This window comes from Aliivibrio friggae (genome assembly GCF_057368515.1).
This window is the reverse complement of the sequence record NZ_CM170648.1, coordinates 2,244,043-2,262,900: the sequence shown is the minus strand read 5'-3', so window position 1 is coordinate 2,262,900 and position 18,858 is coordinate 2,244,043. Positions and strand designations below refer to the sequence as shown.

At 40.3% G+C, this 18,858-nt stretch carries 16 protein-coding genes; all 16 read left to right on the top strand.

Annotation, left to right across the window (positions count from 1 at the left end):
• Window positions 1–248 precede the first annotated feature (248 nt).
• On the top strand, window positions 249–977 hold the full coding sequence (gene rpsB / locus AC2INI_RS10550) for a 30S ribosomal protein S2 (RefSeq protein ID WP_122034359.1): 729 nt from the start codon (window positions 249–251) through the stop codon (window positions 975–977).
• Between the two features lie 134 nt (window positions 978–1,111).
• Window positions 1,112–1,957 carry a translation elongation factor Ts gene (tsf, locus tag AC2INI_RS10545; RefSeq protein ID WP_122034357.1) on the top strand — a complete coding sequence of 282 codons (846 nt, stop codon included), beginning with the start codon at window positions 1,112–1,114 and terminating at the stop codon, window positions 1,955–1,957.
• Window positions 1,958–2,146: 189 nt separating this feature from the next.
• On the top strand, window positions 2,147–2,878 hold the full coding sequence (gene pyrH / locus AC2INI_RS10540) for a UMP kinase (RefSeq protein ID WP_122034355.1): 732 nt from the start codon (window positions 2,147–2,149) through the stop codon (window positions 2,876–2,878).
• Between the two features lie 35 nt (window positions 2,879–2,913).
• Window positions 2,914–3,471: a ribosome recycling factor gene (frr, locus tag AC2INI_RS10535; RefSeq protein WP_122034353.1), complete on the top strand. Its 558-nt coding sequence runs from the start codon at window positions 2,914–2,916 to the stop codon at window positions 3,469–3,471.
• Between the two features lie 123 nt (window positions 3,472–3,594).
• Complete coding sequence (gene uppS / locus AC2INI_RS10530) at window positions 3,595–4,368, top strand: undecaprenyl pyrophosphate synthase (protein WP_122034351.1); 774 nt, start codon at window positions 3,595–3,597, stop codon at window positions 4,366–4,368.
• A 3-nt stretch (window positions 4,369–4,371) separates the two neighbouring features.
• The gene (locus AC2INI_RS10525; protein ID WP_486304793.1) at window positions 4,372–5,211 is read left to right on the top strand and encodes a phosphatidate cytidylyltransferase; all 840 of its coding nucleotides are present in this window, start codon (window positions 4,372–4,374) and stop codon (window positions 5,209–5,211) included.
• A gap of 272 nt (window positions 5,212–5,483) precedes the next feature.
• Window positions 5,484–6,686: a 1-deoxy-D-xylulose-5-phosphate reductoisomerase gene (gene ispC / locus AC2INI_RS10520; protein ID WP_486304792.1), complete on the top strand. Its 1,203-nt coding sequence runs from the start codon at window positions 5,484–5,486 to the stop codon at window positions 6,684–6,686.
• 2 nt (window positions 6,687–6,688) lie between these two features.
• Complete coding sequence (gene rseP, locus AC2INI_RS10515; RefSeq protein WP_486304791.1) at window positions 6,689–8,047, top strand: sigma E protease regulator RseP; 1,359 nt, start codon at window positions 6,689–6,691, stop codon at window positions 8,045–8,047.
• 29 nt (window positions 8,048–8,076) lie between these two features.
• On the top strand, window positions 8,077–10,503 hold the full coding sequence (bamA, locus tag AC2INI_RS10510; protein WP_486304790.1) for an outer membrane protein assembly factor BamA: 2,427 nt from the start codon (window positions 8,077–8,079) through the stop codon (window positions 10,501–10,503).
• Window positions 10,504–10,576: 73 nt separating this feature from the next.
• Window positions 10,577–11,092 (top strand): OmpH family outer membrane protein, encoded by a 516-nt coding sequence (locus tag AC2INI_RS10505; RefSeq protein ID WP_122034340.1) that lies wholly within the window; start codon window positions 10,577–10,579, stop codon window positions 11,090–11,092.
• Between the two features lie 8 nt (window positions 11,093–11,100).
• Window positions 11,101–12,120 carry a UDP-3-O-(3-hydroxymyristoyl)glucosamine N-acyltransferase gene (lpxD, locus tag AC2INI_RS10500; protein ID WP_122034338.1) on the top strand — a complete coding sequence of 340 codons (1,020 nt, stop codon included), beginning with the start codon at window positions 11,101–11,103 and terminating at the stop codon, window positions 12,118–12,120.
• Window positions 12,121–12,247: 127 nt separating this feature from the next.
• Window positions 12,248–12,700, top strand: a complete 453-nt coding sequence (fabZ, locus tag AC2INI_RS10495) for a 3-hydroxyacyl-ACP dehydratase FabZ (protein WP_122034335.1) — start codon at window positions 12,248–12,250, stop codon at window positions 12,698–12,700.
• A 2-nt stretch (window positions 12,701–12,702) separates the two neighbouring features.
• The gene (lpxA, locus tag AC2INI_RS10490) at window positions 12,703–13,491 is read left to right on the top strand and encodes an acyl-ACP--UDP-N-acetylglucosamine O-acyltransferase (RefSeq protein WP_122034333.1); all 789 of its coding nucleotides are present in this window, start codon (window positions 12,703–12,705) and stop codon (window positions 13,489–13,491) included.
• A 74-nt stretch (window positions 13,492–13,565) separates the two neighbouring features.
• Window positions 13,566–14,717, top strand: coding sequence for a lipid-A-disaccharide synthase (gene lpxB / locus AC2INI_RS10485; protein WP_486304789.1), 1,152 nt, complete (start codon window positions 13,566–13,568; stop codon window positions 14,715–14,717).
• 4 nt (window positions 14,718–14,721) lie between these two features.
• The gene (gene rnhB / locus AC2INI_RS10480) at window positions 14,722–15,345 is read left to right on the top strand and encodes a ribonuclease HII (protein ID WP_122034329.1); all 624 of its coding nucleotides are present in this window, start codon (window positions 14,722–14,724) and stop codon (window positions 15,343–15,345) included.
• A complete protein-coding gene (gene dnaE / locus AC2INI_RS10475; protein ID WP_486304788.1) occupies window positions 15,345–18,824 on the top strand; it encodes a DNA polymerase III subunit alpha in 3,480 nt (1,159 codons plus the stop codon). The genes rnhB and dnaE overlap by 1 nt, the downstream gene beginning before the upstream one ends.
• Window positions 18,825–18,858: the final 34 nt, after the last annotated feature.

The following is an 18,858-nucleotide window of genomic DNA, read 5'->3' as shown; positions in this document are numbered from 1 at the left end:
TCTTTCAAAGGAATTAAGAATGATTTTTTTGAAAATAGTAGATTTTAGCGGCGTTTTTATGGTATAAAGCGCGCCGGATTGATGAACAATTTGTTCTCAATACCGACTATACTTTAATTTTAAATCACACACATACCGTCACGCTGTCCGGGGTGCTCAATTTTTTGATTGTTTCAATCAAATGGTTAGGGTCGGATTACAAGCGGGGTATGTGGAGGCTTAACCCCATTTAATAGAGGAATTCTCAAATGGCAACTGTATCAATGCGCGATATGCTTAAAGCTGGTGTTCACTTCGGTCACCAAACTCGTTACTGGAACCCAAAAATGAAGCCATTCATCTTTGGTGCTCGTAACAAAGTTCATATCATCAACTTAGAAAAAACTGTACCTATGTTCAACGAAGCTTTAGCTGAACTTGCTAAAATCGGTAGCAAAAAAGGTAAGGTTCTTTTCGTTGGTACTAAGCGCGCTGCATCTGAAGCTGTTAAAGAAGCTGCAATCAACAGTGACCAGTACTACGTGAACAACCGTTGGTTAGGCGGCATGCTTACTAACTTTAAAACTGTTCGTCAGTCTATCAAGCGTTTAAAAGAGTTTGAAGTTCAAGCTCAAGACGGTACTTTCGAGCAAATCACTAAGAAAGAAGCGCTTATGCGTACACGTAGCATGGAAAAGCTAGAGAAATCTCTAGGTGGTATCAAAAACATGAACGGTCTTCCAGACGCGTTATTTGTTATCGATGCTGACCATGAGCACATTGCAGTTAAAGAAGCAAACAACCTAGGTATCCCAGTATTTGCTGTTGTTGATACTAACTCAAACCCAGATGGCGTTGACTACATTATCCCAGGTAACGATGACGCAATCCGCGCTATCCAACTTTACCTGAACGCTGCTGCTGATTCTGTAAAGTCTGGTCGTAACCAAGACGTTGCAGCTGTAGCTGAAAAAGACGGTTTCGTAGAAGCTGAGTAATTTTTCGACTCGTCGAATTATTATTTGCTCCTAGTGAGTCTTTTAGTTTCGTAGTAAACTAAATATAGTTAGCAGGGGCCCAATTTGGCCCCTGATTTTTAACTTTTATACCTATTTATATTGAGGAATTGAGAATGGCAACTGTAACTGCTGCTCTAGTTAAAGAACTTCGTGAACGTACTGCTGCTGGTATGATGGAATGTAAGAAAGCACTTGTTGAAGCTGAAGGCGACATCGAGCTAGCAATCGAAAACATGCGTAAATCTGGCGCAGCAAAAGCGGCTAAAAAAGCAGGCAACATCGCTGCTGAAGGCACAATCATTATTAAAGAAGAAGCTGGCGTTGCCGTTCTTCTTGAAGTTAACTGTCAAACTGACTTCGTTGCTAAAGATTCAGGTTTCCTAGCATTTGCTAACGAAGTTGCTGAAGCAGCTTTAGCTGAGCGTCTAGAAATCGAAGCTCTTCAAGCTAAATTTGAAGATACTCGTATCGCTCTAGTTACTAAAATTGGCGAAAACATCAGCATCCGTCGCGTTCAACTTGTTGAAGGTGCTGCACTAGCTTCTTACCGTCACGGCGAGAAAATCGGTGTTGTTGTTGCTGGTGAAGGCGAAGTTGAAACACTTAAGCACATCGCTATGCACGTTGCTGCTTCTAAGCCTGAGTACGTTAACCCATCTGACGTACCTGCTGAAGTAGTAGAAAAAGAGCAAGCTGTTCAAGTTGAAATCGCTATGAACGAAGGCAAACCTCAAGAAATCGCTGAGAAAATGGTTATCGGCCGTATGAAGAAATTCACGGGCGAAGTTTCTCTAACAGGTCAAGCTTTCATCATGGAACCTAAGAAAACTGTTGCTGAAGTTCTTAAAGAAAAAGGCGCATCAGTATCTAACTTCGTACGTCTAGAAGTTGGTGAAGGTATCGAGAAAGCGGCTGAAATGAGCTTTGCTGACGAAGTAGCTGCAGTACAAAAAGGTTAATCCTTTCGTATTGTTGATAAAAAAGACCGTGGCCATGCTGCGGTCTTTTTGTGAATAAAGAATCAACTTAGTTTTAATGCCTCTTGTATTACATTAAACGATAGTTGTAGCCATTTGCTTTTACAGAAATACATTTAATATCAAATGGCTACAGTTATTTCGACAACTCTTAGTGAAAAGGTAAGAACCATGACGACGAACCCGAAACCAGTATATCAGCGTATTCTATTGAAACTTAGTGGTGAAGCACTTCAAGGCGAAGAGGGTTTTGGTATTGACCCTGCAACACTTGAGCGTATGGCTCAAGAAGTAAAAGAACTGATTGAACTTGGCGTACAAGTTGGTGTTGTAATCGGTGGTGGTAACCTTTTCCGTGGCGCAGGTCTTGCTGAAGCTGGCATGAACCGCGTTGTAGGTGATCACATGGGTATGCTAGCAACCGTAATGAATGGTTTGGCAATGCGTGATGCGCTTCACCGTGCTTACGTTAATGCTCGTGTAATGTCTGCAATTCCTCTTAAAGGTGTGTGTGACGATTACAACTGGGCTGATGCTATTGCTCAGCTTCGTCAAGGCCGTGTAGTGATTTTCTCTGCAGGTACTGGTAATCCATTCTTTACGACAGATTCAGCTGCGTGTTTACGTGGTATTGAAATCGAAGCAGACGTAGTATTAAAAGCAACCAAAGTAGATGGTGTGTTTACTGCAGATCCAGTATCTAACCCTGATGCAGAATTATATGATAAACTGGATTACAACACTGTTCTTGAAAAAGAATTAAAAGTTATGGACTTAGCTGCATTTACTCTGGCACGTGACCATGAAATGCCTATTCGTGTGTTCAATATGAACAAACCTGGTGCATTACGTCGTGTTGTTATGGGTGAAACTGAAGGTACTTTAATCAGTAGCGCTAAATAATCGTCCGAAATAAAAATAACAATTAAGGTGAAGTTGTGATTAACGAAATCAAAAAAGACGCTCAAGAGCGTATGGAAAAAAGTGTTGAAGCACTTAAAAATAACCTGTTAAAAATTCGTACAGGCCGTGCTCACCCAAGCCTACTATCTGGCCTTAGTGTTGAGTATTACGGTGCAAGAACACCAATCAATCAAGTAGCTAACATTATTGCTGAAGATTCACGTACTCTTGCAATTACTGTTTTTGATAAAGAACTTGCTGGTCTTGTTGAAAAAGCGATCATGATGTCAGATCTTGGTTTAAACCCAATGTCTGCTGGTACTGTGATTCGTGTACCACTTCCACCGCTAACAGAAGAGCGTCGTAAAGATCTTGTTAAGATCGTACGTGGCGAAGCTGAAGGTGCTCGTGTTGCTGTTCGTAATATTCGTCGTGATGCAAACGGTGATGTTAAAGGTCTTCTTAAAGATAAAGAAATCTCTGAAGATGACGATCGCAGAACACAAGACGACATTCAAAAGCTAACTGATATTGCAGTGAAGAGCATTGATGAAGTACTTGCAGTTAAAGAAAAAGAGTTAATGGAAGTATAATTTACTTTTATTACTCATTGTTCAGACTGATTTTTTCATTTAATTAATGATATGATATCGGCGATGAACACGATAAGAAGCGCTGTGTGTAGACATCAGCGCTTTTATTTTTAAGGGAGTTATATGACCAGTCCAACTAACAGCGAGTTTTTATCATTTGATGTATTACCAAAACATATTGCGGTAATTATGGATGGTAATGGACGTTGGGCGAAAGCTCAGGGAAAACCTCGTGTATTTGGTCATAAAGCCGGTGTTGACGCGGTGAGAAAAACCATATCAGCGGCGAGTAAATTAGGCATCAATGCGATTACACTTTTTGCTTTTAGTAGTGAAAATTGGCGCCGTCCCGAAGAAGAAGTTAGCGTTCTTATGGAGTTGTTTATCACGGTACTTTCTCGTGAGGTAAAACGTCTTCATAAAAATAATATTCAATTACGTGTGATAGGTGATACTTCTCAATTTAGCTCTCGTCTTCAAAAGAAGATTGTGGATGCTGAAGCATTAACCTGTGAAAATTCAGGTTTAGTGTTAAATGTTGCTGCAAACTATGGCGGCAAGTGGGATATTACCCAAGCAGTTAAACGTCTTGCTTATCAAGTAGAGCAAGGTAATTTACAGGCAGATAATATAGATGAAGCAATGATTGCTTCTAAGCTGACAATGTCAGATTTGCCTGATGTGGATTTGATGATAAGAACCAGTGGTGAATGTCGTATTAGCAACTTTATGTTGTGGCAAATGGCGTATGCTGAGTTCTATTTCACCGACCAATATTGGCCTGACTTTAATGAACAAAGCTTAGCAGATGCTGTTGCTTGGTTTGTAAGTCGAGAAAGACGATTTGGTTGTACGGGTGAACAAATCCAAGCTCTAATGAACGAAAAGGATCGATAAAGTTTGAAACAGCGCATTATTACTGCTCTTATCTTAGCCCCTCTAGTCATTGCTGGCATTTTCATGTTGCCAATGCAAGGCTTCTTAATTGCGATTACTGCAATTACTCTGGTTGGTTTTTGGGAGTGGACTCAGTTTACTGAATCAAAATCACGTTATGTTGCTTTAATCCCTTCAGTAGCAGCCCTTGCTGCCTCTTTATTTTTACTTCCTACATCAACACTTGAATTGATGATTCCAAGTGATGGACACCAAGCGATACTATTGATTGGTACTATTTGGTGGTTAGTTGCGTCAGGACTCGTACTTACGTTTCCAAGCAGTAAGAAATTATGGCAAAACAACCTCCTTTTAAAGCACCTTTTTGGTTGGTTAACCATGATCCCATTTTTGTGGAGTATTCTATTACTTCGCGCAGACAGTTATGCACTAGATAACTTTTATGGTGCGAAATTAGTCTTATTAGTTTGTTTACTAGTGTGGGCTGCTGATAGTGGCGCTTACTTTACGGGTAAAACTTTTGGTAAACGTAAAATGTCACCAGCGGTAAGCCCAAACAAAACGATTGAAGGTTTAATTGGTGGCATTATCACCGCAATTATTATTGGCTGGGCTGCAGCAAGTGCCTTTGATATTCGTTTTGAAAGCACAGCAACAATGATGGGAATATTTATAGCGACTATAATCATCTCAGTATTAGGTGATTTAGTAGAAAGCATGTTTAAGCGTGCATCTGATATTAAAGATAGCGGCACCATCATTCCTGGTCATGGTGGTATTTTAGATCGTATCGATAGCTTAACTGCGGCATTCCCTGTTTTTGCTTTCTTATATTTCTTTTAATACCAATGTAACTAATTAGATGTTCTATTTATTACGCAGGAAAATCACTTAAGAGTAAGGCAAAAATTCTTATAAGTAGTTATTCTACAATAATAATTTTTAACGCAACTATCGAGTGATTTAACGAGTAATAATGTTCAGATAATTAATGGAATTGGTATACGCTGGCATTAGATATTCGGCAATGAATATCACCTAATTAATTTTAAGTTATACGGTAGATATTATTATCTACCGTTTTTCTATCTTTTACTTATCATGGCAATTTTATTATGCGCAAGTTAACTATTTTAGGCGCTACGGGCTCAATTGGCAGTAGTACACTTTCAGTCGCAAAACAGAACGTGGATCAATTTGAAATTGTGGCTCTGGGTGCGGGTTCTAATGTTGATAAGATGCTAGAACTTTGCAGTGAATGGCAGCCTAAATACGTTGCGATGGCATGTAAGACTGCTGCTGATAATCTAAAAGAGCTGCTAAAAGAGCGTAAAATAACGACTGAAGTATTCTCTGGTGAAGAGGGCCTGTGTCATATAGCTCAGCTTGATGAAGTTGATACAGTGATGGCCGCTATTGTTGGTGCTGCAGGTCTATTACCAACAATGTCAGCAGTAAAAGCGGGTAAACGTATTCTGCTGGCAAATAAAGAAGCTTTAGTTATGTCTGGTCAACTGTTTATTGATGCCGTTGAACAGTATGGTGCTGAATTACTTCCGGTCGATAGTGAGCATAATGCGATATTCCAATGCCTCCCTCAATCAATTCAAGCAAAGCTAGGTCGTTGTGATTTAGATGCTAATGGTATTAGCTCTATTTTATTAACAGGCTCTGGTGGTCCTTTTCGTTATACCGATGTAAGTGAACTTGAAACGGTCACTCCTGAGATGGCAATTGCCCATCCAAACTGGTCGATGGGACCTAAAATTTCAGTCGATTCAGCAACAATGATGAATAAAGGCTTAGAGTATATTGAAGCTCGCTGGCTATTTAATGCGAGCAAAGAGCAGTTGAAAGTGGTTATTCATCCACAATCTGTCATTCATTCTATGGTGCAATACAAAGATGGCTCTGTGCTTGCTCAGATGGGGCTGCCAGATATGAGAACACCAATTGCGTGTACCATGTCTTATCCTGAAAGAGTGAATGCGGGTGTTGAGCCGCTAGACTTTACTAAAGTCGGTGAGTTTAGTTTTATTACTCCTGACTTCTCTCGTTATCCATGTCTAAAGTTAGCTATTGATGCATGTTACTTAGGTCAGCATGCGACGACTGGTTTGAATGCGGCAAACGAACAGTCTGTTGCTTCTTTTTTGAACGGTGAAATTAAATTTACCGATATCGCTCGAATTAATGAGCTGGTTTTGAACAAAGTCTGTGCAAACTTCCAAAACCTTGAGCTAGATAGCTTGGAAAGCCTGATTGACCTAGATAGAATGGCGCGTCATTATGCCGATGAGGCAATTAAAAAGGTTTAACTATGTCAGAACTTCTATGGAATTTAGCATCATTTATTATTGCACTAGGCATTCTTGTTGCTGTGCATGAATACGGCCACTTTTGGGTTGCGCGCCGTTGTGGTGTAATTGTTGAGAAGTTTTCAATCGGTTTCGGTAAAGCACTTTGGAGTAAAAAAGGCAAAGATGGCACTGAATACAGTATTTCAATGATCCCGCTTGGTGGTTATGTGAAAATGCTGGATGAGCGTGTTGATGATGTGCCTGAAGAGCTAAAAAAACACGCCTTTAATAACCGCCCTCTATGGCAAAGAAGCGCTATTGTTGCAGCGGGCCCAATCGCAAACTTTATTTTTGCCGTGATTGCATGCTGGCTTGCTTTTATGATCGGAGTAACAGCCCTTAAACCTGTTGTCGGTCATATTGATGATAACTCTATTTTTTCTCAAGCAGGAATTGAATCAGGAGTGGAACTAAAAGCCATTTCAGGAATCAAAACTTCCGATTGGGAAGCGGTAAACATGGCGATTGTTTCTCATATCGGTGATGAATCAATGACGGTAACCTACAGCGATAAAAATAATATTGGTGTAGATATTACTAAATATCTTGATTTATCGGAGTGGGCATTTGACCCAGAAAAAGATTCACCGATGGTGTCATTAGGTTTTTTACCTTACCGTCCTGAATTGACGCTTGATATCGCGAATGTTAGTGCGAACAGTGCCGCTGAAAAATCAGGGTTACTTGCTGGAGATAGCTTAGTTTCGATTAATGGAACTCAGTTAACGAAGTGGCAAGAGATGGTGAATGCTATTCAAGCCAACCCAAATAAAACGATTGAATTAACCGTTCTTCGTGATGGGGTTGAAACTACTTTGGCATTAACACCAGATAGTAAAGAAAATGCTAAAGGCGATGTGATCGGCTTTGCTGGCGTTTCACCAGTCTTTGAGCAATGGCCTGAAGGCTATCGTTATGAAAAACAGTACGGCCCATTTGTTGCGTTTGGAAAAGCGATTGAAAAAACAGGCAGTATTATTGATTTAACATTAACCATGACTAAAAAATTATTCACGGGTGATGTTGCTTTAAATAACTTAAGTGGCCCTATCTCTATCGCAAAAGGAGCAGGAACCACCGCTGAGTATGGTTTAGTATCATTTTTAGGATTTTTAGCTTTAATTAGTGTTAATTTAGGTATTATTAATCTATTACCTCTTCCGGTATTGGATGGCGGACATTTACTCTTTTTTGCTATTGAAGGCATTACACGTAAACCCGTATCGGAAAGAGTTCAGGAAATTGGTTATAAAGTAGGTACAGCAATGATCATGTCATTAATGGCTGTCGCTTTATTTAACGACTTTATGCGCCTTTAAGTAGTAGCAAGGGAATTATAAAACGTATTATGGCGATGAAAAAATTGTTGATTGCTACATTGCTCTTTAGCAGTGTAGCAGCGCAGAGCGCAGAAACTTTTGTGGTTGATGACATACGCTTTGAGGGATTACAGCGTGTAGCATTAGGTGCCGCATTACTTAAAACTCCAGTTCGAGTTGGCGATTCAATGAGCCAGCAGGATGTATCACAAGTCATTCAAGCACTATTTGCTTCTGGTAACTTTGAAGATGTAAAAGTATACCGTGATGGTAATGCTTTATTGATCAAAGTTACTGAACGACCAACGATCGCAAACATCTCTTTTTCTGGTAACAAAGCCATTAAAGAAGAGCAGATGCAGCAGAACTTAGAAGCTTCTTCTATTCGTGTCGGTGAAGCTTTAGATAGAACGACACTAAGCAATATTGAAAAAGGCTTAGAGGACTTCTATTACAGTGTTGGTAAATACAATGCGACGGTACACGCGGTAGTGACTCCACTTCCTCGAAACCGTGCCGATTTGAAATTTGTATTTACAGAAGGTGTATCAGCTAAAATTCAACAGATTAACTTTATTGGTAATGAAGTTTTTACGGATGAGCAATTGCTTGGTCGCTTTAATCTAAGTGTTGATGTTGCTTGGTGGAACTTCTTAGCGGATGAAAAATACCAAAAACAAGTATTAGCAGGTGATATTGAAGCTTTACGTTCATATTACTTAGATCGCGGTTATTTGAAGTTCCAAGTTGATTCAACTCAAGTATCAATATCGCCAGATAAGAAAGGCGTTTATATTGCATTGACGGTTGAAGAAGGCGCTCCTTATACGGTTAGTGGTGTAAAATTTCAAGGCGAGCTAATCGGTAAAGAAGAAGAGTTTAAAAAGCTAGTTACTTTTGAAGACGGTGATATTTATAACGGCTCTGCAGTTACTCGCTTAGAAGAAAATGTAAAACGAATCTTAGGTGAAGCGGGTTACGCTTACCCTCAAGTTCGTACCATGCCTGAATTTGATGATGAAAACCAAACGGTATCATTAGTCATTAACGTAGAAGCGGGTAACCGTATTTACGTTCGTGATATCAAGTTTGTTGGTAATACATCGACTAAAGATGAAGTGTTACGTCGTGAAATGCGTCAGATGGAAAGCGCTTGGTTAAACTCAAAATCAATTGAAACCGGTAAAAATCGTCTTAATCGTCTTGGTTTCTTTGAAACGGTAGATGTACAGACGATTCGTGTTCCTGGCTCGGATGATCAAGTTGATCTGGTTTATTCTGTAAAAGAAGCAAACTCAGGCAGCGTTAACTTCGGTGTTGGTTACGGTACTGAATCAGGCGTAAGTTTCCAAGTTGGCCTTCAGCAAGATAACTTCATTGGTTCTGGTAACCGTGTTGGTATCAATGCAATGATGAACGATTACCAAAAGAACATCAGTTTAGATTACCGAGACCCTTACTGGAACCTTGATGGTGTCAGTTTAGGTGGTAAGATTTTCTATAACGAATTTGAAGCATCAGATGCAGGTATTGTTGACTATACCAACCAAAGTTATGGTACTAGTTTAACCTGGGGTTTCCCATTTGATGAGCTGAATTATTTTGAGATTGGTGTTGGCTATACTCATAATAAGATCGGTAACTTGGATGAGAACGAACAAGTAAGTAAGTTTAAACAATCAGTTGGTGATGCTTATGATGACAAAAACAATGAGCTAAACTTAAACGACTTTGATATTACTTTATCGTGGACGCGTAATAACCTGAATAAAGGGTACTTCCCAACAGCAGGTAACTATCAGCGTGCATCATATAAAATATCAACGCCAAACTCAGATGCTAAGTACTTTAAAGCACAATATGAAGTGCGCCAATACTTCCCATTAACTAAAAAGCATGAATTTGCTTTATTGATGCGTGGTAAGGCTGGCTATGGTAACGGTTACGGTCAAACCGATGGTAATGATAACCTGTATCCATTCTATGAGAACTTTTATGCAGGTGGTTTTACAACCTTACGTGGTTTTGGTTCAAACTCAGTAGGTCCTAGAGCGGTATACGCCCAAGGTTCTGGTTCTGCTGGAGGTAATAACCCTGAATATATCGTAACGGATGATTCGACCGGTGGTAATGCGACAGCGCTAGCCAGTGTTGAATTGATTGTACCAACTCCGTTTGCCGGTGAAGAAACTCAAAGTCAGATCCGAACCAGTGTGTTCTTTGATATGGCAAGTGTGTGGGATACCGAAGCTCAGTACAGTGACAGTCAAATAGCAAGTGGTAGTCAGTACTACTATGATTATTCTGACCCAAGTAACTTCCGTTCTTCATACGGTGCCGCGCTTCAATGGATGTCTCCGATGGGGCCATTGGTATTCTCAGTGGCGAAACCTGTGAAAATTTATGAAGGTGATGATGAAGAATTCTTTAGTTTCACCATCGGTCGAACTTTCTAAGTATTGATAGCTCTAATAGAAAAGTGTTAATGTAAAACAAACCTATTTAGGTCAATAATAATCAAGTAAGGATATGATTTTGAAAAAATTAGTAAAAGTAGCCGCTTTAGGCGCAGTAATGTTAAGTGGTTCTTTTTTTGCTAATGCAGCAGAAGCAGCAACTAAAATTGGTTATGTGAACATGGCTCAAATCGTTCAACAGATGCCACAGCGTGAAGCTATTTCAGAAAAACTTCGTGCTGAATTTAAAGATCGTATTGATGAACTACGCAGCTTAGAATCAAAAATCAAAGATAAAGTAGAAACAATCAAACGTGACGGTGAGCTACTAGGTGCATCTGGTAAGACTAAACTAGAACGTGAGATCGCTTCTCTACAATCAGATTACAAATTAAAAGCACAAGCATTAGATGAAGATAACCGTCGTCGTCAAGGTGAAGAGCGTCAGAAATTGATTATGCAAGTGCAGCAAACTGTTGAAAAAGTAGCAAATAAAGAAGGTTACGATATGGTTGTTGATGCAGCGACACTTCTTTGGGCAAAACCAGAAGACAACCTATCTGAAAAAGTAATTAAAGCAATTAAATAAGGTTGAACATGACTCGTATTACGCTTGCTGAATTGGCAAAAAAACTAGGTGCAACAGTCCACGGAAATGGTGATGTTGTTGTTCATTCTATCGCTTCGATGAGCAAAGCTGGCGAAGGGGACATTACGTTTCTTTCTGATGCTAAATATCGTAAGCAAATGGGTGATTGCCAAGCCACTGCTGTGATAGTTAAAGAAGCAGATGTGGAATTTTGCCAATCAAACGCATTGATAATGAAAGATCCGTATTTGGGTTTCGCATTAGCAGCGCAAGCGTTAGATACAACACCTGCACCAGCAAAAGACATTGCAGCGTCAGCATTCATTGCTGATGATGCCGTGATTGGTGAAGGTGTTGCTATTGGTCATAATGCAGTTATTGAATCAAAAGCTGTTATTGCAGATGGTGCGATTATTGGCGCTGGCTGTTTTATCGGTCAAGAAGCTAAAATTGGTAAAAATACTAAGTTATGGGCTAACGTATCTGTTTATCATCGTGTCGAAATTGGTGAATCTTGTCTTGTTCAAGCAGGTACAGTCATTGGTTCTGATGGCTTTGGTTATGCAAATGATCGTGGCACATGGGTGAAAATCCCACAGCTAGGTTCTGTGATTATTGGTGATAATGTTGAGATCGGCGCTAATACGGCAATTGACCGTGGTGCGATTGATAATACTGTTATTGAAAGCAATGTAATCATTGATAACCACATTCAGATAGCACATAACGTACAAATCGGATCAGGTTCTGCGATGGCTGGTGGTACAATTGTTGCTGGCAGTACCAAAATTGGTAAGCATTGCATTATTGGTGGTGGTTCAGTGATCAACGGTCATATTGAAATTACCGACGGTGTTACCATTACTGGTATGGGTATGGTTATGAGAGGCATTGCTGAGAAGGGCATGTATTCTTCAGGTATCCCACTGCAAACCAACAAAGAATGGCGTAAAACCGCAACGCGTGTGCATAAGATTGACGATATGAACAAGCGCTTAAAGGCAGTAGAGAGAAAACTGGTCGATTAGTTATCCCTTTGTCACATTCTAATTAATAAGTATTGGTCTGCATTTTGCAGACCTTTGTCTATCTATTATTACTCTATTTGAGCTACACTAAGACTCAGATACGATATTGTTTTACAGGAATATTATTTTGACTCGTGAAAATAAAACATTAAACATTACAGAAATCCAAGCGCTTTTACCTCACCGTTACCCTTTTTTATTGATTGATCGTGTAACCGATTTCGAAGAAGAAAAATACCTACACGCGATCAAAAATGTGTCTGTAAATGAACCTCAATTTACTGGCCACTTTCCACAGATGCCAATCTTTCCTGGTGTATTGATTCTTGAAGCGATGGCTCAAGCGACAGGTTTGCTAGCATTTAAATCATTTGGCGCACCCGCTGAAAATGAACTGTATTACTTTGCTAGTATTGATAAAGCAAAATTCCGTAAGCCAGTAGTTCCTGGTGATCAATTAATGATTGAAGTGGAATTCATTAAAGACCGTCGTGGTATCGCACTATTTAATGGTGTGGCTAAAGTTGATGGTGCAGTAGTGTGTTCTGCAGAGCTTAAGTGTGCGAGACGAGAGTTTTAATTATGATTCATGAAACGGCTAAAATTCATCCATCAGCTGTGATTGAAGGAAACGTAACCATTGGGGCTAATGCTTCTGTTGGTCCGTTTACTTATATCTCAGGTAATGTGACGATTGGTGAAGATACGGAAGTAATGTCGCACGTAGTTATCAAAGGTGATACGACGATAGGTAAAGGAAACCGTATTTTTGCATTCGCTATTCTTGGTGAAGAAAGCCAAGATAAAAAATACAGTGGTGAAGCTACGACCGTCGTTATTGGCGATCGTAACGTTATCCGTGAAAGTGTTCAGATTCACCGTGGTACGATTCAAGACCGTGGTGTGACTACTGTTGGTAGTGATAATCTACTTTGTGTAAATGTTCATATCGCACACGATTGTATCCTTGGTGACAATATCATCATGGGTAATAATGCCACGTTAGCAGGGCATGTAACGGTTGAAGATTATGCGATTGTTTCTGCATTATCACCTGTTCATCAGTTCTGTACAGTTGGTGCTCATAGCTTTATTGGTGGCGCATCTGTTGTTGTTCAAGACGTGCCTCCATTTGTGATGGCGCAAGGTAACCACTGTAAACCTTTCGGCATCAACATCGAAGGATTAAAACGTCGTGGTTTTGAAAGACCAGAAATCCATGCAATTCGCCGTGCTTATAAAGCGCTTTATCGTAACGGTAATACGCTAGAAGAGGCAAAAGCAGAAATAAATAAAGAAATTGATGAATTTCCAGTGCTTCAAGGCTTCTTAGATTTGTTTGAGAAATCAACGCGCGGTATTATTCGTTAATAACGGCGTTTAGAAAATATATAAGCATATTATAAAGGCCTCTTGATGTAGGCCTTTTTTATTTTGGAGCAAAAATGACCAAACCATTACGAATCGGCATTGTGGCTGGCGAACTTTCAGGTGACACCCTAGGTGAAGGCTTTATTAAGTCAGTTAAAGCGCAATATCCTGATGCAGAGTTTGTTGGGATCGGTGGACCAAAAATGATAGCTCAAGGCTGTGAGTCATTATTTGATATGGAAGAACTGGCGGTAATGGGGTTGGTGGAAGTATTGGGTCGTTTACCGCGCTTATTAAAAGTTAAAGCTGAGCTTGTACGTTATTTTACGCAAAATCCACCGGATGTTTTTATTGGTATTGATGCTCCAGATTTTAATTTACGCTTAGAAAAAACATTAAAAGAAAAAGGCATTAAAACAGTTCATTATGTGAGCCCTTCTGTATGGGCTTGGCGCCCAAAACGTATCTTTAAAATTGATGCTGCCACTGATTTAGTGTTAGCGTTCTTGCCTTTTGAAAAAGCATTTTATGATAAATATAATGTGGCCTGTGAATTTATTGGTCATACGCTTGCTGATGCTATTCCAATGCAAAGTGATAAAGCAGCGGCAAGAGAACTGCTTGGATTAGAGCAAGATCGTCAATGGCTTGCTGTCTTGCCGGGCAGTCGTGGTGGTGAAGTGGCATTAATCGCTAAACCCTTCATTGAAACCTGCCAGCGCATCCATAAACAACATCCAGAGATGGGCTTTGTCGTTGCTGCAGTTAATGAAAAACGACGTGAACAATTTGAAGCCATCTGGAAAGAAACCGCACCGGAATTAGAGTTTACTATTATTCAAGATACAGCTCGTAATGTAATGACAGCAGCTGATGCCGTATTGCTTGCTTCTGGCACCGTTGCTCTAGAATGTATGCTAGTTAAGCGACCAATGGTTGTTGGTTATCAAGTAAATAAACTAACGGGTTGGATCGCTCAAAAGTTGTCTATTACAGAATTCGTTTCTTTGCCTAACGTATTAGCTGGAAAAGAATTGGTTCAAGAATTTATTCAAGAAGAGTGTCACTCAGACTTTCTTTATCCCGCAATGGAAAAAGTGTTAAGTAACGATAACCACGAACTCATTGAAAAATTCACTGAAATGCATCAGTGGATAAAAAAAGACGCGGATAAGCAAGCTGCTCAGGCCGTATTACGTCTAATTAATAAAGAAACAGCAGAATAATCACATGACAAAAAAAACAGACGCTAAAGAATTACCACCATTTGAATATCCTGAAGGTTACCAGTTATTTGCAGGGGTTGATGAAGTAGGCCGAGGTCCGCTTGTCGGTGCAGTTGTGACTGCTGCCGTTATTTTAGACCCTAATAACCCAATTGAAGGATTAACGGATTCTAAAAAATTAACAGATAAAAAACGTGATTTACTGTTTCCTGAAATCCAAGAAAAAGCACTAGCATGGTCATTAGGTCGCTGTGAAGCGCATGAAATTGATGAACTAAATATTCTTCAAGCTACAATGGTTGCGATGCAAAGAGCCATTGCTGGATTAAAGATAACTCCAGACTTTGCCTTAATAGATGGAAATAAAGTTCCTGAACTGCCTATGGATGGCTTAGCGGTTGTTAAAGGTGATTTACGAGTTCAAGAGATCAGTGCTGCATCTATTATTGCAAAAGTAACTCGTGACAGAGAAATGGAAGTGCTAGATAAAGAATTTCCTCAATATGGCTTTGCTAAACATAAAGGCTATCCGACAAAAGCGCATTTTGCTGCGATTGAGGAGCATGGAGTTATTTCAGAGCATCGACGTAGCTTTAAGCCAGTGAAACGTGTATTAGGAATTGAGTAATGTCAGAACCTAAATTCGTACACCTAAGAGTACACAGTGACTTTTCATTAGTAGATGGACTTTCTAAAGTTCCACCATTAGTGAAGAAAGTGGCTGAAATGAACATGCCAGCCATGGGCTTGACGGACTTTACTAACCTATGTGGTTTAGTTAAGTATTACTACGCAGCGCATGGAGCAGGGGTTAAGCCGATCATTGGTGCTGACTTTAAAGTTCAGTCAGCAGAGTTTGGTAATGAGCTGTTTAATTTAACTGTTTTAGCTAAAAATAATGAAGGGTATAAAAATCTTACATTATTAATATCTAAAGCTTATTTACGAGGCCATGTTCAACATACTCCCGTTATGGATAAAGAGTGGTTAGTTGAGCATAAAGAAGGGTTAATACTTCTTTCTGGTGGTAAAAGTGGTGATGTAGGTAAAGCCTTACTTAAAGGTAACAAAGAGTTAGCGACTGAGTGTGTTGATTTTTATCAAACTCATTTTCCTGAACATTATTATTTAGAGTTAACTCGAACGGGTCGTCCTGATGAAGAGAGTTATCTTCACTTTGCTGTAGATCTCGCAGAAAAAGAAGGGTTGCCTGTTGTTGCAACCAATGATGTTCGTTTTATTAAAGCAGAAGATTTTGATGCCCATGAAATTCGTGTAGCGATTCATGACGGCTTTACTCTTGTCGATCCTCGTAGACCAAGGCTTTATAGTGAACAGCAATATTTACGCTCAGAAGAAGAGATGTGTGAGCTTTTTGCTGACATTCCTGAAGCGTTAGAAAACAGTGTTGAAATAGCGAAGCGCTGTAATGTTACCGTTCGCTTGGGAGAGTACTTCTTACCGAACTTCCCAACCGAAGGGATGACGATTGAAGACTTTTTAGTTAAGAAGTCTCAAGAAGGTCTAGAAAGACGTTTAGCCTTTTTATTTCCAGATGAAAAAGTACGCTTAGAGCGCCGTCCAGAATATGATGAACGTCTACAAATAGAATTAGACGTTGTTAACCAAATGGGTTTTCCTGGTTATTTCTTAATCGTAATGGAATTTATCCAATGGTCTAAAGATAATGATATTCCGGTAGGTCCAGGTCGAGGGTCAGGTGCGGGTTCATTAGTTGCTTATGCACTAGATATTACCGATCTCGACCCTCTTGAATATGATCTTCTGTTTGAACGATTCTTGAACCCAGAACGTGTATCTATGCCCGATTTCGATATCGATTTCTGTATGGATAAACGTGATCAGGTTATTGAGCACGTGGCTGAAATGTATGGCCGTGATGCGGTATCTCAGATCATTACCTTTGGTACCATGGCTGCAAAAGCGGTAATTCGTGATGTTGGCCGTGTTCTTGGTCACCCTTATGGTTTTGTTGATCGCCTATCTAAATTAATACCACCAGATCCTGGGATGACGCTGACTAAGGCGTTTGAAGCGGAGCCGCAACTTCCAGAATTATACGAGGCCGATGAAGAAGTTAAAGCCTTGATTGATATGTGTCGTATCTTGGAAGGTTGTACTCGAAATGCCGGTAAGCATGCCGGTGGTGTTGTTATATCACCCACGACGATTACTGATTTCGCACCATTGTATTGTGATGCTGATGGTAATTTTCCAGTAACACAATTTGATAAAAATGACGTTGAAACTGCGGGTCTAGTTAAGTTCGACTTCTTGGGGTTAAGAACATTAACCATTATTGATTGGGCGTTGGGTCTTGTTAACCCACGCTTGAAAAAAGAAGGTAAAGACCCAATACGCATCGAGTCGATCCCGTTGGATGATCACGCGTCATTTAAGCTACTTCAAAATTCAGAAACAACGGCGGTATTCCAGCTGGAATCTCGTGGTATGAAAGATCTTATCAAACGACTGCAACCGGACAGCTTTGAAGATATTATCGCACTCGTAGCCCTCTTCCGTCCGGGTCCTTTGCAATCAGGCATGGTAGATAACTTTATTGACCGTAAACATGGTCGAGAAGAGGTATCTTATCCTGATGCAACATGGCAACATGAATCATTAAAAGAAACACTAGAGCCAACTTACGGCATTATTTTGTATCAAGAACAAGTAATGCAAATCGCACAGATCTTAGCGGGTTACACGCTAGGTGGCGCAGATATGCTTCGTCGTGCGATGGGTAAGAAAAAACCTGAAGAGATGGCAAAGCAGCGTGGTACTTTTAAAGAAGGTGCGATTGCCAATGGTGTAGATGGTGAGTTGTCGATGAAAATCTTCGACTTGGTGGAAAAGTTTGCCGGTTACGGTTTTAACAAATCTCACTCAGCCGCTTATGCCTTAGTTTCTTACCAGACATTATGGTTAAAAACCCATTATCCTGCCGAGTTTATGGCTGCGGTAATGACGGCAGATATGGATAACACCGATAAGATCATTGGTCTTGTTGATGAATGTTTCCGTATGAAACTAAAAGTGTTACCACCTGATGTTAATGCGGGTCTTTACCGTTTTAATGTCGATGAGAGTGGCGCGATTGTTTATGGTATCGGTGCAATCAAAGGAGTGGGTGAAGGCCCAATTGAAAGCATTATAGAGGCGCGAAATAAAGGCGGGCATTTCCGTGATTTATTCGATTTCTGTGCTCGAATTGATACCAAGAAAGCCAATAAACGAGTGGTTGAAAAACTGATCCGTTCTGGAGCATTAGATCGATTAGGTCCACACCGCGCTGCATTAATGGCCTCTTTAGATGATGCAATGAAAGCGGCAGGGCAACATCATCAAGCGGAATCGTTTGGTCAATCGGATATGTTTGGGGTATTAACTCAAGCACCAGAAGAGGTAGAGCAAGCGTATATTCATGTTCCAAGATGGCCTGAAAAAGTCTGGCTTGAAGGGGAAAGAGAAACGTTAGGGCTTTACTTAACTGGACACCCCGTTAATGCGTACATTAAAGAACTGTCTCGATATACCACGTGGCGTTTGAATGATGCTCACGTTACGAGGCGCGATCAAACGGTAACGGTTGCAGGTTTAGTTATTGCTGCTAGAGTAATGACAACAAAACGAGGCAGTCGTATTGGTTTGATGACTTTGGATGACAGATCGGGTCGAATGGAGGTCATGTTATTCTCTGATGCGCTTGATCGATACGCCGATTTGCTAGAAACTGACAAAATAGTGCTCGTTTCTGGACAGGTCAGCTTTGATGATTTCAACGGGGGGCTTAAAATGTCTGCCCGTGAAGTGATGTCATTGGGAGATGCACGAGAAAAATACGCTCGTGGATTGTCCGTTTCTGTTACTGAAGCACAAATTAATAACCAATTTTTTGAGCGCTTTAGTCAAATACTAGAGCCTAATCGGGCAGGGACTGTTCCGGTAAATGTATATTATCAGCGAGCAGATGCTCGTGTTAAGTTGGTCTTAGGGACAGAGTGGCGAGTTACGCCAACAGACCAACTGATGGATGATTTGAAGTCGTTGCTTGGCGAACAGCAAGTCGAGCTTGAATTTAACTAGAATAACTAAGGCTGCTAATTTGAGCGGCCTTGAA

Coding starts and splice junctions, on each gene's coding strand:
- rpsB (WP_122034359.1), top strand. CDS start 249: ATGGCAACTGTATCAATGCGCGATATGCTTAAAGCTGGTGTTCACTTC.
- tsf (WP_122034357.1), top strand. CDS start 1,112: ATGGCAACTGTAACTGCTGCTCTAGTTAAAGAACTTCGTGAACGTACT.
- pyrH (WP_122034355.1), top strand. CDS start 2,147: ATGACGACGAACCCGAAACCAGTATATCAGCGTATTCTATTGAAACTT.
- uppS (WP_122034351.1), top strand. CDS start 3,595: ATGACCAGTCCAACTAACAGCGAGTTTTTATCATTTGATGTATTACCA.
- ispC (WP_486304792.1), top strand. CDS start 5,484: ATGCGCAAGTTAACTATTTTAGGCGCTACGGGCTCAATTGGCAGTAGT.
- rseP (WP_486304791.1), top strand. CDS start 6,689: ATGTCAGAACTTCTATGGAATTTAGCATCATTTATTATTGCACTAGGC.
- bamA (WP_486304790.1), top strand. CDS start 8,077: ATGGCGATGAAAAAATTGTTGATTGCTACATTGCTCTTTAGCAGTGTA.
- AC2INI_RS10505 (WP_122034340.1), top strand. CDS start 10,577: ATGATTTTGAAAAAATTAGTAAAAGTAGCCGCTTTAGGCGCAGTAATG.
- lpxD (WP_122034338.1), top strand. CDS start 11,101: ATGACTCGTATTACGCTTGCTGAATTGGCAAAAAAACTAGGTGCAACA.
- lpxA (WP_122034333.1), top strand. CDS start 12,703: ATGATTCATGAAACGGCTAAAATTCATCCATCAGCTGTGATTGAAGGA.
- lpxB (WP_486304789.1), top strand. CDS start 13,566: ATGACCAAACCATTACGAATCGGCATTGTGGCTGGCGAACTTTCAGGT.
- rnhB (WP_122034329.1), top strand. CDS start 14,722: ATGACAAAAAAAACAGACGCTAAAGAATTACCACCATTTGAATATCCT.
- dnaE (WP_486304788.1), top strand. CDS start 15,345: ATGTCAGAACCTAAATTCGTACACCTAAGAGTACACAGTGACTTTTCA.